Source organism: Microbacterium sp. No. 7 (assembly GCF_001314225.1).
Lineage (GTDB): Bacteria > Actinomycetota > Actinomycetes > Actinomycetales > Microbacteriaceae > Microbacterium.
In genome coordinates this window covers 3,056,709-3,071,546 of record NZ_CP012697.1, presented here as the reverse complement: position 1 = coordinate 3,071,546, position 14,838 = coordinate 3,056,709, and the positions used below count along the sequence as shown (strand labels likewise).

At 71.2% G+C, this 14,838-nt stretch carries 16 protein-coding genes; all 16 read left to right on the top strand.

The window, feature by feature from the left end:
* The first annotated feature begins 98 nt into the window (after window positions 1-98).
* Complete coding sequence (locus AOA12_RS14335) at window positions 99-854, top strand: GAP family protein (protein WP_054687079.1); 756 nt, start codon at window positions 99-101, stop codon at window positions 852-854.
* 44 nt (window positions 855-898) lie between these two features.
* On the top strand, window positions 899-1,702 hold the full coding sequence (locus AOA12_RS14330) for a thymidylate synthase (protein WP_054684059.1): 804 nt from the start codon (window positions 899-901) through the stop codon (window positions 1,700-1,702).
* Complete coding sequence (locus AOA12_RS14325) at window positions 1,699-2,211, top strand: dihydrofolate reductase (RefSeq protein WP_054684057.1); 513 nt, start codon at window positions 1,699-1,701, stop codon at window positions 2,209-2,211. The genes AOA12_RS14330 and AOA12_RS14325 overlap by 4 nt, the downstream gene beginning before the upstream one ends.
* 10 nt (window positions 2,212-2,221) lie before the next feature.
* The gene (dapA, locus tag AOA12_RS14320) at window positions 2,222-3,199 is read left to right on the top strand and encodes a 4-hydroxy-tetrahydrodipicolinate synthase (protein ID WP_054684050.1); all 978 of its coding nucleotides are present in this window, start codon (window positions 2,222-2,224) and stop codon (window positions 3,197-3,199) included.
* Window positions 3,199-4,872, top strand: coding sequence for a ribonuclease J (locus AOA12_RS14315; protein WP_054684047.1), 1,674 nt, complete (start codon window positions 3,199-3,201; stop codon window positions 4,870-4,872). Before dapA ends, AOA12_RS14315 begins: the two co-directional genes overlap by 1 nt.
* Before the next feature lie 23 nt (window positions 4,873-4,895).
* Window positions 4,896-5,390, top strand: a complete 495-nt coding sequence (locus AOA12_RS14310) for a GNAT family N-acetyltransferase (RefSeq protein WP_054684044.1) — start codon at window positions 4,896-4,898, stop codon at window positions 5,388-5,390.
* A 411-nt stretch (window positions 5,391-5,801) separates the two neighbouring features.
* Entirely contained in the window at window positions 5,802-8,534 is a 2,733-nt protein-coding gene (locus AOA12_RS14305) for a DNA translocase FtsK (RefSeq protein WP_054684042.1), read from the top strand.
* A gap of 9 nt (window positions 8,535-8,543) precedes the next feature.
* Window positions 8,544-9,116 carry a CDP-diacylglycerol--glycerol-3-phosphate 3-phosphatidyltransferase gene (gene pgsA / locus AOA12_RS14300; protein ID WP_054684040.1) on the top strand — a complete coding sequence of 191 codons (573 nt, stop codon included), beginning with the start codon at window positions 8,544-8,546 and terminating at the stop codon, window positions 9,114-9,116.
* Window positions 9,113-9,658: a CinA family protein gene (locus AOA12_RS14295; protein ID WP_054684037.1), complete on the top strand. Its 546-nt coding sequence runs from the start codon at window positions 9,113-9,115 to the stop codon at window positions 9,656-9,658. The genes pgsA and AOA12_RS14295 overlap by 4 nt, the downstream gene beginning before the upstream one ends.
* A gap of 165 nt (window positions 9,659-9,823) precedes the next feature.
* Window positions 9,824-10,138 carry a helix-turn-helix domain-containing protein gene (locus AOA12_RS14290; RefSeq protein ID WP_054684035.1) on the top strand — a complete coding sequence of 105 codons (315 nt, stop codon included), beginning with the start codon at window positions 9,824-9,826 and terminating at the stop codon, window positions 10,136-10,138.
* A gap of 3 nt (window positions 10,139-10,141) precedes the next feature.
* The gene (locus AOA12_RS14285; RefSeq protein ID WP_054684032.1) at window positions 10,142-10,363 is read left to right on the top strand and encodes a DUF3046 domain-containing protein; all 222 of its coding nucleotides are present in this window, start codon (window positions 10,142-10,144) and stop codon (window positions 10,361-10,363) included.
* 286 nt (window positions 10,364-10,649) lie between these two features.
* Window positions 10,650-11,702 carry a recombinase RecA gene (gene recA, locus AOA12_RS14280; protein WP_054684029.1) on the top strand — a complete coding sequence of 351 codons (1,053 nt, stop codon included), beginning with the start codon at window positions 10,650-10,652 and terminating at the stop codon, window positions 11,700-11,702.
* Window positions 11,703-11,744: 42 nt separating this feature from the next.
* Window positions 11,745-12,410: a regulatory protein RecX gene (locus AOA12_RS14275; RefSeq protein WP_231637092.1), complete on the top strand. Its 666-nt coding sequence runs from the start codon at window positions 11,745-11,747 to the stop codon at window positions 12,408-12,410.
* Window positions 12,411-12,714: 304 nt separating this feature from the next.
* Window positions 12,715-13,095: a PadR family transcriptional regulator gene (locus AOA12_RS14270; RefSeq protein WP_054684020.1), complete on the top strand. Its 381-nt coding sequence runs from the start codon at window positions 12,715-12,717 to the stop codon at window positions 13,093-13,095.
* Window positions 13,092-14,036, top strand: a complete 945-nt coding sequence (locus AOA12_RS14265; protein ID WP_054684018.1) for a DUF1700 domain-containing protein — start codon at window positions 13,092-13,094, stop codon at window positions 14,034-14,036. The genes AOA12_RS14270 and AOA12_RS14265 overlap by 4 nt, the downstream gene beginning before the upstream one ends.
* The gene (locus tag AOA12_RS14260; protein ID WP_054684010.1) at window positions 14,033-14,734 is read left to right on the top strand and encodes a hypothetical protein; all 702 of its coding nucleotides are present in this window, start codon (window positions 14,033-14,035) and stop codon (window positions 14,732-14,734) included. The genes AOA12_RS14265 and AOA12_RS14260 overlap by 4 nt, the downstream gene beginning before the upstream one ends.
* The last annotated feature ends 104 nt before the right edge of the window (window positions 14,735-14,838 follow it).

Sequence of the window (14,838 nt, the reverse complement as noted above, 5' to 3'; positions counted from 1 at the left end):
AGCAGAAGCGTCGCACGCCCGACTCCGACCAAAGGATGAGACACGGACGGGCCCTTCTCCCGATGCGCGCGCGGAGCGGGCGCGCGAGCGTGGAGGGCATGGACCTCCTCACCGGCATCCCCCTTCCGCTCGCCCTCGTCGTGCTCGCCCTCGGCGACGGGCTCAGCGTCGGCACCTTTCTCATCCCGCTGTTCCTGCTGCTCGCTCCCGGGCGTGTGCGCGTACGACGCATCGGGCTGTACCTGGCGACGATCTGCCTGTTCTACCTCGGCGTCGGCGTGCTGCTCATGCTCGGCATCGTGAACCTCATCGGCGCGGCGGTGGCGTTCGTCGAATCGACGGCGGGGCGCCTCACGATCCTCGTCGCGGGTCTCGCGATGCTGGTCGGCGGCATCGCGGTCGGCATGCGCGAGTCGAGGCGGCGAAAGGAGGCGAGGGCCCGCGGAGAGACGGCCGTGCGCACCGGGGGACGCGTGCTGCGCTGGCGTGACCGGGCGCTCGACGACGAGGCATCGGCATGGTCCGTCGTGGGCGTCGCGCTCGCCGCGGGCGTCGTCGAGCTCGCCGGCATGCTGCCCTACCTGATCGGCATGGGCCTCATCGCCGGCGAACCGGTCGCGCTCGGCGCCAAGTACGCTCTGCTCGCGGGGTACGTGGTCGTCATGATCGTGCCCGCCCTGGCGGCGCTCGCCGTGCGGCTGCTGCTCGCCCGCGCGGCGGAGCCTGCGCTGCACCGCGTGGCCGGATGGATGCAGGGGGCGGGCGGCGCGAGCTCGGCGTGGCTGATCGCGATCGTCGGCGCGCTGCTCGCACGCGGCGCGGCGAGCGGCCTCGGCCTGCTCCCGATGGCGTGAGCCGGCGCGGGCCGCGGACGCGCCGCGCGGGCTATCGTGGTCGCATGACCGTGCCGACGCCCTATGAAGACCTGCTGCGCGACGTGCTGGCGAACGGCACGCACAAGGACGACCGCACGGGCACGGGGACGACGAGCGTGTTCGGCCGCCAGATCCGCTTCGATCTGTCGCAGGGCTTCCCGCTCGTCACTACCAAGCGCGTGCACATGAAGTCGATCGTGTACGAGCTGCTGTGGTTCCTGCGCGGCGACGGCAACGTGCGCTGGCTGCAGGAGCACGGCGTGACGATCTGGGACGAATGGGCGGACGCCGACGGCGACCTCGGCCCGGTCTACGGCGTGCAGTGGCGGTCGTGGCCGACGCCCTCGGGCGAGCAGATCGACCAGATCGCCGACGTCGTCGACCAGATCCGCCGCAATCCCGACTCGCGGCGGCTGCTCGTGTCGGCGTGGAACCCCGCCGACATCCCGCGCATGGCGCTCGCGCCGTGCCACGCGCTGTTCCAGTTCTACGTCGCCGACGGGCGGCTGTCGTGCCAGCTCTACCAGCGCAGCGCCGACATGTTCCTCGGCGTGCCGTTCAACATCGCCTCCTACGCGCTGCTCACCCTCATGATCGCGCAGCAGACCGGCCTCGAGCCGGGCGACTTCGTGTGGACCGGCGGAGACTGCCACGTCTACGACAACCACCTCGAGCAGGTGCGCGAACAGCTCTCCCGCGACCCATATCCGTATCCGACGCTGCGGTTCGCGCGCACGCCCGAGAGCATCTTCGACTACGCCTACGACGACATCGTTGTCGAGGGCTACCAGCATCACCCCGCGATCCGGGCCGCCGTCGCGGTATGACGCGCGTCGGCCTCATCTGGGCGCAGGCCCGTGGCGGCGTCATCGGCGCCGGCGGCGGCATGCCGTGGCACGTGCCCGAGGACCTCGCGCACTTCCGCGAGACGACGATGGGCGCGCCGGTCGTGATGGGCCGTCGCACGTGGGAGTCGTTCCCCCCGCGGTTCCGGCCGCTGCCCGGGCGTCGCAACATCGTCGTGACGCGCAGCGAGGAATGGGCGGATGCCGGCGCCGAGCGCGCCGGTTCGCTCGACGAGGCGCTCGCCCTCGCCGAGGGCGCGGAGACGGCGTGGGTCATCGGCGGCGGGCAGCTCTACCGCGCGGCGATCGGCCGCGCCGACGTGCTGGAGGTCACCGAGCTCGACCTCGAGGTCGACGGCGACACGACCGCGCCCGCCGTCGACGGCTGGCCCGCGCCGCGGATCGGCGCGTGGCAGACCTCGCGCACCGGCATCCGGTACCGCTTCGCGACGTACGCGCGCGCTGTCGAACCGTATCGTGCGAACCGATAGCCTTGAGGTCATGACGCATTCCGGCAATCCCTTCGGCCAGGTTCTCGTCGCTCTCGTCACACCCATGACCGCCGATGGCGAGGTCGACTGGCCCGCCACCGAGTCGCACATCGACGCGGTCATCGCGGCCGGCGCCGACGGCATCGTCGTGACGGGGACGACGGGCGAGACCAGCACGCTCACCGACCCGGAGAAGATCCGCCTCGTCGAGGTCGGCAAGAGCGTCGCCGACGGACGCGCCAAGATCATCACGGGCGGCGGCTCGAACGAGACCGCGCACGCCATCCAGCTCTACAAGGCGAGCGAGCGCGCCGGCGCCGACGGCATCATGGTCGTCACGCCGTACTACAACAAGCCCACGCAGGCCGGCATCCTCACGCACTTCCGCCTCGTCGCCGACGCGACCGACCTGCCGGTGATCCTGTACGACATCCCCGGGCGCACGGGCGTGCCCATCACCTACGAGACGATCCTGCGTCTCGCGAAGCACCCCAACATCCTCGCCGTGAAGGACGCCAAGGGCGACTTCAGCGAGGTCAGCCGCGTGCTCAACCAGACCGACCTGCTGTACTTCTCGGGCGACGACGCGAACGCGCTGCCGCACATGTCGATCGGCGCGTCGGGTCTCATCGGCGTGACCGCGAACATCGCCGCGGCGCCCTATCGCGTGATCGTGGATGCCGTGAACCGCGGCGATCTCGCCGCCGCGACCGCCGCGCACAAGAAGCTCGAGCCGCTCGTGCGGGCGGTCATGACCCATGTGCCGGGCACCGTCGCGGCCAAGTACATCCTGCACGGCCTGGGGCGCATCTCCAGCCCGCGCGTGCGTCTGCCGCTCGTCGGCCCGGAGGAATGGGAGGCTGCGATGATCGAGGACGAGCTGTCGCTCGTGAAGGACATCGAGGGCGTCGACCTGTCGCGCTTCCGTCCCGATCGCAACGCCGCCGCGGGCGGCGCGCTGCCCAAGGTCCCGGGGACGACGCGTTGATGACCGAGGTGATCGAGCCCCCCGCCCTCCAGCCCGGCACGCTGCGGGTCACGCCGCTCGGCGGCCTCGGCGAGGTCGGCCGCAACATGACGGTCTTCGAGTTCGACGGCAAGCTGCTCATCGTCGACTGCGGCGTGCTGTTCCCCGAAGAGCACCAGCCGGGCGTCGACCTGATCCTGCCCGACTTCGAGCCCATCAAGGGACGGCTCGACGACATCGTCGGCGTCGTGCTCACCCACGGGCACGAAGACCACATCGGCGCCGTCCCGTACCTGCTGCGCGCGAAGGGCGACATCCCGCTGATCGGCTCGCAGCTCACGCTCGCGCTCGTCGAGGCGAAGCTCAAGGAGCACCGCATCCGCCCGTTCTCGCTCACGGTCGCCGAGGGCCAGCGCGAGCAGGTCGGCCCGTTCGACCTGGAGTTCATCGCGGTCAACCACTCCATCCCCGACGCGCTCGCCGTCGCGATCCGCACCCCGGCGGGCCTCGCGCTCGCCACGGGCGACTTCAAGATGGACCAGCTGCCGCTCGACGGCCGCATCACCGACCTGCGCGCGTTCGCGCGGCTCGGCGAGGAGGGCGTCGACCTGTTCCTCGTCGACTCCACGAACGCCGACGTGCCCGGGTTCACGCCGCTGGAGCGCGCGATCGGCCCCGTGCTCGACCAGGTGATCGGCAAGGCGCCGCGTCGCGTGATCGTCGCGAGCTTCTCGAGCCACGTGCACCGCGTGCAGCAGGTGATCGACGCGGCCGTCGAGCACGGCCGCCGCGTCGCCTTCCTCGGCCGCAGCATGGTGCGCAACATGACGATCGCGCAGGACCTCGGCTACCTCAAGGTGCCCGACGGCGTGCTGATCGACTACAAGAAGGCGAAGGACCTTCCCGACGACCGTATCGTCTACATGTCGACGGGCTCGCAGGGCGAGCCGATGGCGGTGCTCAGCCGCATGGCCAACCTCGACCACGCGATCGAGCCCGGTCCGGGCGACACCGTGATCCTGGCGTCCAGCCTCATCCCCGGCAACGAGAACGCGGTGTACCGCGTCATCGACGGCCTCACGAAGCTCGGCGCGAACGTCGTGCACAAGGCGAACGCCAAGGTGCACGTGTCGGGCCACGCCGCCGCGGGGGAGCTGCTGTACTGCTACAACATCCTGCGGCCCCGCAACGTGCTGCCGGTGCACGGCGAGTACCGCCACCTCATCGCGAACGCGAAGCTCGCGCAGGACACCGGCATCGCGCCCGAGCGCACGATCGTCGGCGAGAACGGCACGGTCGTCGACCTCAGGGACGGCGTCGCGCGCGTCGTCGGCCAGCTCGACCTCGGCTTCGTCTACGTCGACGGGTCGAGCGTGGGCGAGATCACGGATGCCGATCTCAAGGACCGCCGCATCCTCGGCGAGGAGGGCTTCATCTCGGTGATCGTCGTGGTCGACGCCGCGACCGGCCGCATCATCACGGGCCCCGAGATCCATGCCCGCGGCTTCGCCGAGGACGACGCCGTGTTCGACGCCGTCAAGCCCAGGATCGCCGCCGCGCTCACCGAGGCCGCGCAGAACGGCGTGCGCGACAACCACGCGCTCTCGCAGGTCGTGCGCCGCACGATCGGGCGCTGGGTGAACCAGTCGCTGCGCCGCCGTCCCATGATCGTGCCGCTCGTCATCGAGGCGTAACACGCCGCGTCTACACTCTGGACATGTCGATGTCGTTCTCGCTGCGACCGGCGGCCCAGGCCGACGGGACGTTCCTCGCCGACATGGTCGTCGAGGCGGCGAACTGGCGGCAGGGCGGGGCCAAGCCGCGTCATGAGGTGATCGCGGGCTCCGACTACCGTCGCTACGTCGCGGGCTGGAAGCGCCCCGGCGACGGCGGCTTCGTCGCCGTCGACCACGGGAGCGTGCCGATCGGCGCGGCCTGGTACCGCGTGCTCGCGCGCGACGAGGCCGGGTTCGGGTTCGTCGGCGTCGGTGTGCCCGAGCTCATCATCGGCGTGCGGCCGATCTGGCGCGCCCACGGCGTGGGCCGGGCGCTGCTGCAGGCGCTGTGCCGCGACGCCCGCGAGCACGGTCACGGCCGCATCAGCCTCTCGGTCGAGCGCGACAACTTCGCCCGCACGCTGTACCGCAGCGAGGGGTTCGCGATCGTGCGGCGCGACATCGGGCGCGACACCATGGTCAAGGTCCTGCGCTGAATCGTCTCCGCCGGGGCTCGGGGCTCGGGCTCGGTTTCCGGGCTGGGGTTCCGGGCTGGGGTTGCGGGCTCCGGCTTCGGGTTCCGGCGGCTTCCGGCCGCTTCCGGGCGCTTCCGGCCACAGGAGATATCACCGGCACAGGACGATTCCCGCGCGAACGTCCTGTGCCGGTGATATCTCCTGTTCTGGGGAAGGCGGATGCTGGGGAGGGCGGATGCCGGAGAAGGTGGATGCCGGGGAGCGCGGATGCCGGGGAGCGCGGATGCCGGGGAGCGCGGATGCCGGGGAGCGCGGATGCCGGGGAGCGCGGATGCCGGGGAGACGGTCGCAGCCGCGCGGCGGCGGGGCGGCGTGGGGAGTGGAACCGCGTCGTTCCGGGCAAATGTCGGGGGCGGGACGTACCGTGGAGTAATGGCCAGGAGCACGAGTCCGACCGCGAGCCCTCGCGCATCCGCGAAGGGGCAGCCGTCCGCGCGCGCGAAGAAGCCCGAGCCGGCGCCCAAACGCTACGTGGACGACGTCGACAGGGACCCGATCATCGTGCGCATGTGGCTCGGCGTCGCGCATGCCGTGGGCGGCATGTTCCGCGCCTTCGGCGCTGAGACGCTGGAGAAGTACCAGCGTCGCGACGGATTCCCGCTGCTGATCGTGCTCATGGCGGCCGTCGGCGCCGTCATCGAGTGGTTCCTCATCGGCACCGAGATCGGGACGCTCGTCAGCGCCTACTCGGTGGGCGCGCTCGTCGGCCGCACCGCGTTCATCCTGCCCGTGCTGCTGCTCATGCTCGCGGGCTGGCTGTTCCGGCATCCGCCCTCTGTGCACGACAACGGGCGCATCGGCGTCGGCTTCGGCCTGTTCGTGCTCTCGATCGCGGGCTTCTGCCACGTCTTCGGCGGGCGCCCCCACCCCAAGGACGGCATGCTCGGGCTCAGCGAGGCGGGCGGAGTCGCGGGCTGGGCGCTCGGCGAGCCGCTGTCGTTCCTCACCGAGATCGGCGCCGCGATCGTGCTCGGCCTGCTCGCGCTGCTGAGCGTGCTGATCCTCACCAAGACCCCGCCGCACCGCATCGGCACGCGCCTCGGCGACCTGTACGCGTGGCTGTTCGGAGCCGAGCGCGGGGAGCTCGCCGAGCGCGCCGAGAAGCGGGGCAAGCGCGCCGACGGCGCCGAGCCCGCGGGCGACGACCCCGACGCCACCGAGAACCTGCCGTGGTGGCGGCGCAACAAGACCGGCCGTGAGGAGGACCCTTCGACGGGCTCCGGAGAGCACGGCGACGGCGCCCTCGGCACGCACGACATGACGGCGCTGCTCGACTCGTCGCCCGACGGCAGCTTCGAGAAGGCCGTCGCGATGCCCGCCCCGGTGCCGCGGCCCGCCCCTGCGCCCGCGATGGCCGACGAGACCGAGGTCATCGACCGATCGATCGTCGAGGACGCCAGGCGCGCCGCGCGCGGCGCGGACGTCGGTCTGCGCGAGGACACCGACGAGATCCCCGACGACGGCATGCTGCCCGGGCTCTCGGGGCTCGGCAGCGACCTCGACGGGCAGCCGCCCGCCGCCCCCTACCACCTGCCGTCGGTGACGCACCTCGGCGCGGGCGCGCCGCACAAGGAGCGGTCCGAGGCCAACGACCAGATGGTGCAGGCCATCCGCGGCGTCTTCGAGCAGTTCGGCATCGACGCCCGCGTCACCGGGTTCTCCCGCGGACCGACCGTGACCCAGTACGAGATCGAGCTCGGGCCCGGCGTCAAGGTCGAGCGCATCACGGCGCTCACCAACAACATCGCATACGCCGTGGCCTCCAACGAGGTGCGCATCCTCGCCCCCATCCCGGGCAAGAGCGCGATCGGCGTCGAGATCCCGAACACCGATCGCGAGATCGTGACGCTCGGCGACGTGCTGCGCTCCGACACGGCGCAGCGCTCGACGCACCCCATGACGATCGGCGTCGGCAAGGACGTCGGCGGCGGGTTCGTCGTGGCCAACCTCGCCAAGATGCCGCACCTGCTCGTGGCCGGCTCCACCGGCTCGGGCAAGTCGAGCTTCGTGAACTCGATGATCACGAGCCTGCTCATGCGCGCCAAGCCGAGCGAGGTGCGCATGGTGCTCGTCGACCCCAAGCGGGTCGAGCTCACGTCGTACGCGGGCGTCCCGCACCTCATCACGCCCATCATCACGAACCCGAAGAAAGCGGCGGAGGCGCTGCAGTGGGTCGTGAAGGAGATGGACATGCGCTACGACGACCTCGCGTCGTTCGGCTTCCGTCACATCGACGACTTCAACCGCGCCGTCGTCTCGGGGCAGCTGCAGCTCCCGCCCGGCAGCGAGCGCGTGCTCAAGCCCTACCCGTACCTGCTCGTGGTCGTCGACGAGCTCGCCGACCTCATGATGGTCGCCCCGCGCGACGTCGAGGACTCGATCGTGCGCATCACCCAGCTCGCGCGCGCGAGCGGCATCCACCTCGTGCTCGCGACGCAGCGTCCGTCGGTCGACGTCGTGACGGGGCTCATCAAGGCCAACGTGCCGTCGCGTCTCGCCTTCGCGGTCACGAGCGTCACCGACTCGCGCGTCATCCTCGACCAGCCGGGGGCCGACCGGCTCATCGGCCAGGGCGACGGGCTGTTCCTGCCGATGGGGGCGTCCAAGCCCATCCGCGTGCAGGGCGCGTGGGTCACCGAGTCCGAGATCGAGAAGGTCGTCGCGCACGTCAAGGCGCAGGCGCAGCCGGAGTACCGCTCCGACGTGCAGGCCGTCGTGGAGAAGAAGGAGGTCGATGCCGACATCGGCGACGACCTCGAGCTGCTGCTCGCGGCCGCCGAGCAGATCATCACGACGCAGTTCGGCTCGACCTCGATGCTGCAGCGCAAGCTGCGCGTCGGCTTCGCGAAGGCCGGCCGGCTCATGGACCTGCTGGAGTCGCGCGAGATCGTCGGGCCGTCGGAGGGATCGAAGGCGCGCGACGTGCTCGTGACCCCCGACGACCTCCCGGCGGTGCTGGCCCGCCTGCGCGGCGACGAGCCGCCGGCCGCGGCCGCTGCCGACCCCTACGGACCCGACGCGGTCACCGAACAGTTCGAGGGCTACGAGGTGGTCGACGGAGACGAGGGCTCCGAAGACGCCTGGGGCCTCACCGGACGCGACTAGGCTCGCATCGTGGCCATCCCGCGGCAGCTCCCCAACGCGATCACGATCGTGCGCATCCTCTGCGCCCCGGTGTTCCTCTGGATGCTGCTCGCGGACGCCGGCGCCGACGGCGCCCTGCGCTGGTGGGCGGCCGTGCTGTTCATCGTCGCGATCGCGACCGACGGCATCGACGGCCACCTGGCGCGCAGGCACGACATCGTCACCGACCTCGGCAAGCTGCTCGATCCGATCGCCGACAAGGCGCTCACCGGATGCGCGTTCGTCGGCCTGTCGATCCTCGGCGAGCTGCCCTGGTGGATCACGATCGTCGTCCTCGTGCGCGAGGTCGGCATCACCGTCTACCGCCTCGCCGTTGCGAGCGACCACGTTCTCGCAGCCGCGTGGATGGGCAAGCTCAAGACCGTCGCGCAGGCCGTCGCGCTCTCGCTCGCCCTGCTGCCGCTGTGGACGCTCGTGGGGGAGTGGATCCACGTCGTGAACGCCGTCGCCATGACGATCGCGGTCGCGCTCACCGTCGCGAGCGGCATCGACTTCGTGGTCAGCGAGGTGCGCGGGGCGCGCAAGGCGCGGACGGGCCGATGACGCCCTTCGAGCCGCTGCCCGACCTGCCCGACGACCTCGAGAGCACGCTCATCTCCGACGCGTCGCGCGCCCGCCCCGACCGCCTGATCGAGCGGCTCGCGCAGCTGGGGTGGACGCTCGGCGTCGCCGAGTCGCTCACCGGCGGACTGGTCATCGCGGGGCTCGTCGCGGTGCCCGGCGCGTCCGCCGTCGTGCGCGGCGGCATCGTCGCCTACGCGACCGACCTGAAGTCGAGCCTGCTGGGCGTGGATGCCACGCTGCTCGCGGCCCACGGTCCCGTGCACCCGCGCGTGGCCAGCCAGATGGCTGAGGGCGTGCGGCGCGCGGTGGGCGCCGGCGGCGTTCCCGCCGACGTCGGCATCGCCACAACAGGCATCGCCGGGCCGCTCTCGCCCGACGGTCAGCCGGTGGGCACGGTGCACCTGGCGGTCGCCACCCCGCTGGGCAATCGCGTCGAGTCGCTGCTGCTGACGGGCGATCGCGAGACGATCCGCGCCGACGCGACCGCGCGGGCGCTGCGGCTGGCCCTTGACGCGTTGTGAGGGAGACGCGCTGTGAGGGATGTGACACGGATGGGAATAGCGATCGTGACAGGTACGTTACGAACTGTCGATTCCCATCCTTTCCACAGTCCCTGTGGCTAGGGTGAAGAACAGATGATGTACCGTTGTCCACCGGACAATCAGAGCGTGAGAGGGGGCCGAGTGATGATCCTGCTGCGTCAAGAGGTCGGCGACGTGCTTCGTGATCTGCGCCTGCAGAAGGGCCGGACCCTCCGTCAGGTCGCTGGACGTGCGAGCGTCGCGCTGGGATACCTGAGCGAGGTCGAGCGCGGCCAGAAGGAGGCGTCCAGCGAGATCCTGGCCGCTGTGGCCGAGGCGCTCGACGTTCCCATCTCGTCCATCATGCGCGAGGTGAGCGACAGGCTGTCGGTGCTGGAGGGGCTGCACACCATCCCCGACGTCGTCCCCGACGACCTGGCGGGCCTCGACGCCGACATGCCCGAGCTCTCGCTGCACTGACACGTGCGGCTGAGTGAGTTCGCGCGCGCCGTCGAGACCGAGTTCGGCGCGCGCGGTGCCGTTCTCGTGAGCGATCTGGCACTGAGCGAGATCGGCAACCGCACGGCGGCCGAGGCATTGGATGCCGGCGTGCCCGCCCGAGAGGTGTGGCTCGCACTGTGCGTCGAGACCGATGTGCCGCCGTCGCGCCGCCACGGCGCCGGCCTGCGCGAGCCTCGTCGCTGATCTCCGCCGGCCTTCTCTCGCCCCCTTCCGGCGTGTTGCTTCGTAGAAGTGTTCGAGAGGCGTAGCCTTCTACACACGCGGTGTTCTCGAGAAGTTGTCCACGGATCCGGGTGATCTCCGAAGCGATGTCGGAGGTCGTCCGTAACGTGATCAGCGTCGAACACGACACCGCACGCCTTGTCGCCTTCTCCCCGGAATCCCCTGCGGGACGCCGGAGAGACCGCGACAGCCTATAGGCGGCAGAGATCCCCGGGCTCATCCCGGCGAAGTGCAGAAGGAGCACGCCATGCCATCACCCGCAGACCGCGAGAAGGCCCTCGACTCGGCTCTCGCGCAGATCGACAAGCAGTTCGGCAAGGGCTCGGTCATGCGACTGGGCAGCGACGAGCGCGCTCCCGTCGAGGTCATCCCCACGGGCTCCATCGCCCTCGACGTCGCGCTCGGCATCGGCGGGCTTCCCCGCGGTCGCATCGTGGAGATCTACGGCCCGGAGTCGTCGGGAAAGACGACGCTGACGCTGCACGCGATCGCCAACGTGCAGCGCGCGGGCGGCATCGCCGCGTTCATCGACGCGGAGCACGCGCTCGATCCCGACTACGCCCAGAAGCTCGGCGTCGACATCGACCAGCTGCTCGTCTCGCAGCCCGACACCGGCGAGCAGGCGCTCGAGATCGCCGACATGCTCATCCGCTCGGGCGCGATCGACCTCGTCGTCATCGACTCCGTCGCAGCCCTCGTCCCCGAGGCCGAGATCAAGGGCGAGATGGGCGACTCGCACGTGGGCCTGCAGGCGCGGCTCATGTCGCAGGCGCTGCGCAAGCTCACGGGTGGTCTCAACTCCACCAAGACCACGGCGATCTTCATCAACCAGCTGCGCGAGAAGATCGGCGTCTTCTTCGGCTCGCCCGAGACCACCGCGGGCGGAAAGGCACTGAAGTTCTACGCCTCGGTGCGCCTCGACATCCGTCGCATCGAGACGCTGAAGGACGGCACGGAGGCCGTGGGCAACCGCACGCGCGTCAAGGTCGTCAAGAACAAGATGGCGCCGCCGTTCAAGCAGGCCGAGTTCGACATCCTGTACGGCATCGGCATCTCGCGCGAAGGCTCGCTGATCGACTTCGGCGTCGAGCACGAGATCGTCAAGAAGTCGGGCTCGTGGTACACCTACGACGGCGAGCAGCTCGGCCAGGGCAAGGAGAACGCGCGCAGCTTCCTGATCACCAATGACGACGTCGCCGCCGACATCGAGCAGAGGATCAAGCATAAGCTCGGCATCGGCGTGCCGAAGCTCGTCGAGGCGCCCGTCTCCGACGAGATCGCCGCCCGCGTCTCCGCCTAGCGCCTCGTGGACACCGGCACGGACGGGGGTCGCGCTGAGCGCGTGGCCCCCGTCATCCCCCTCTTCGGAGCCTCTCGCCCGCCACAGGACGCGCGCGAGGCCGACGCGCGGACGCGCGAAGCCGACGCCGAGGCGGGCGACGCGAGTCCGCGCGACGAGCCCGCCTGGCACGCCAGCTGGATCGATGACGTGGCACCCGCCGACGTTCCCGAAGACCGCGCCGAGCTCGTCGACGAGGCGGAGCAGCTGCTGTTGAAGAAGCTGCGCACGCGATCGCTGTCGGTCCGCGAGGCCCGCGCGGCACTGACCCAGGCGGGGCTCGACGCGGCCGAGGCGGATGCGCTCGTCGAGCGCTTCCTCGGCAACGGCTACCTCGACGACGCCGCGCTCGCCGAGCAGCTCATGCACAAGGCCGTCGCGCGCAAGGCGCAGGGCGGCCAGGCCATCGCCCAGTCGCTCGCCCAGCGCGGCATCCCGCGCGACGTGATCGACGCGGCGCTCGCCGAGCTGCCCGACGACGAGTCGGATCGTGCGCTGGAGTTCGCGCGCACCAAGGCGCGCGGCATGACCGGCCTCGACCGCGACGTCGCCCTCCGCCGCCTCGCGGGACAGCTCGCGCGCCGCGGCTTCGGCTCGTCCGCCCTCTCCGCCGCCCGCCAGGCCCTCGACGAGCAGGTCCCCGCCCGTCGGCCGGTGCGCTTCGAATGACAGCCGCCATCAACGCCTCCCTCGCAGGGCGGGAGCGTCAAGTGCGACAGGTGACACCTGACTTCAGCCGGATGGCGGATGCCGCGGCGTCGACCGGGTTGCACGTGGCGAGCCCGGCATAGGAGCGTTCCTCCTCGCCGCGCGGGACTCTCGGCCTCCCCGCCGCACACGGCGTGCGGGACGGGGCGGCGCTTGCCGAGCTGCCGACGGCGAGAAGGTCCGGCGCCCGCGTCGTGGTGGGCGCTCGGCGATCTCCCAGAAACCTTGTCTTGCAAGACTTGCATAACAAGACAACACTGGAGACGTGGACGAGGCGAGCGAGCGCATGGCGACGAACATCCGCAAGGGTGTTCTCGAGTTCTGCGTGCTCGCGCTGCTCTCGGGCCGCGACATGTACGGGCTCGAGCTGGCCGAGACGCTCGTCGAACGCGGCCTCACGGCGAGCGAGGGCAGCCTCTACCCCCTGCTCGCACGGATGCGGGAGAGCGGCGCCGTCGAGACGCGCTGGGAGCCCGGTGACGGCACCCGCGCCCGCCGCTACTACGCGATCACGTCCGCCGGGCGCGCGCAGCTCGCCACGTTCCGCGCGGTGTGGCAGACCCTGTCTCCGCGCGTGGCCGAGCTGCTCGACGACGCGCACCGCGACGATCCGGCAACGTCCCCGGCATCGAAGGAGCACCGATGATGAGCGACACCGCGACCCCCGACGTCGAGCGCTATCTGCATACGCTCGAGCGGGCGCTGTCAGACCTTCCCGCCCGCACGCGCGGCGCGATCGTCGACGACGTCCGCGCGCACATCTCCGACGCCCTCGACGCGGGCCGCACGAGCGCCGATGTGCTGACGGCCCTGGGCGCGCCCGACGAGGTGGCCCGAGCGGCGCGGGCCGAGCTGCAGCCCGTCGTCGCCCCCGGCGGGTCGCATCCGACCGCACCCGAGCGCGCACTGCGCCTTCTCATGATCGCCGCCCTCGTCGTCGCCGTCGCGACCGCGGTGTACGTGAGCTTTCTGCTGCCCGCGTTCGTCACGGTGACGGACACGTCGCCGAGTGTCGGCACGGTCTTCGGGTCGTACGGAGCGGGCGCCGCCCTGCTCACCCTGGTCCCTGCCGTCGCCACGGCGCTCGTGCTGTGGGCGCCGCGCCGTCTGCGCCGCCCGTTCCTGGTCGTGCTCGCGATCGTCATGACGGTCGTGTCGCTGATCTCGGGCTTCACCATCGGCGGCTTCTTCCTTCCGCACACCCTGCTGCTGTGGGCGGCGGTGATCGTGCCGCCGGTGCTCGAGCGCGGGCTCACGGCGCGAGGGTCGCTCGCCTGGCGCATCGCGGGGGCCGTCGTTCTCGCGTCGCCGGCTCTGCTGGCCGTGAGCGCGCTCGCATCGGGTGCCGTCGTCTTCACTCCGGGCGCTCTGATCGCACCCCTCGTCGCGATCGCGTGCGCCGTGCTGCTGTTCTGGAAGCGGCGGTGGGCGTCGCTCGCGGTCGCCGCCGTCGGCGCGTCGCTGATGCTCGTGGCGGCCGTCGACGGGCGCCTGCTCGTGCTGCTCTTCTGGCTCGTCGGTGGCGTCTATCCCACGGTGGGCCTCACCGCGTTCGTCGCACACCACCTGAAGCGGGTGGGATCGTGACGCGCTTCCGCGGGATCGCCATGCTCGGGCTGGCCGGCGCCCTCGCGCTCGCGGCGTGCGCCTCGTCCCCGACGACCACTTACACGGATGCCGCGGGCGCCGAGGTCACGGTCGACTGGAAGAGCTATCCGGCCCACGCCGGCATGCCCGCTGAGACGGCGCTCCTCATGCCGGCGGCCGGTCAGGTCGAGGAGCGCGAGAGCCAGCTGATCGCCGAGATCGGCACGACGCTGGCCGACGAGCTCGGCCTGCCGGCGCCTGAGCCGCGCGGCGACGGCGGCTGGTACCCGCAGTCCGGCAACGGCTACGGCGGATCGAGCATGCTGACGACCTACAACGGGCCCGAGTGGACCATCGACGCGGCGATCGACCCCGACGACTGGCCGCGCGTGCTCGGCGCGGTCGAGCGGGTGCTGCGCCCGCACGGGCTCGCGCCGCGCGACGGCATCGCGTTCGAGACGTCCTGGCAGCACGGCAGGGACTTCGGTCGTGACCTCGAGTGGATGTACGTCTCGGTGGGCGACGCACGCCTCGATGAGGAGGCCCTGGCCGAGGCGGAGCGCCACGGCTGGCTCGTCTCGGGCGTCACGCTCTCCTACGGCGTCACCACGATCGACGAGGCCGACGTCCCCGCGTTCGAGCGCGCGGCCGCGCCGTTCGCGGGTCTCGACCTGCCCCGCGACACGCACTCCGACTGAGCGCTGGTGTGGTGGTTCAACCGCGGCATTGTGCGGGTCCGCCACGCGTGGACTCGCACTTTGCCGCGGTCGAGATCTCGGGGTACGGATGTTGCGTCGCGCGG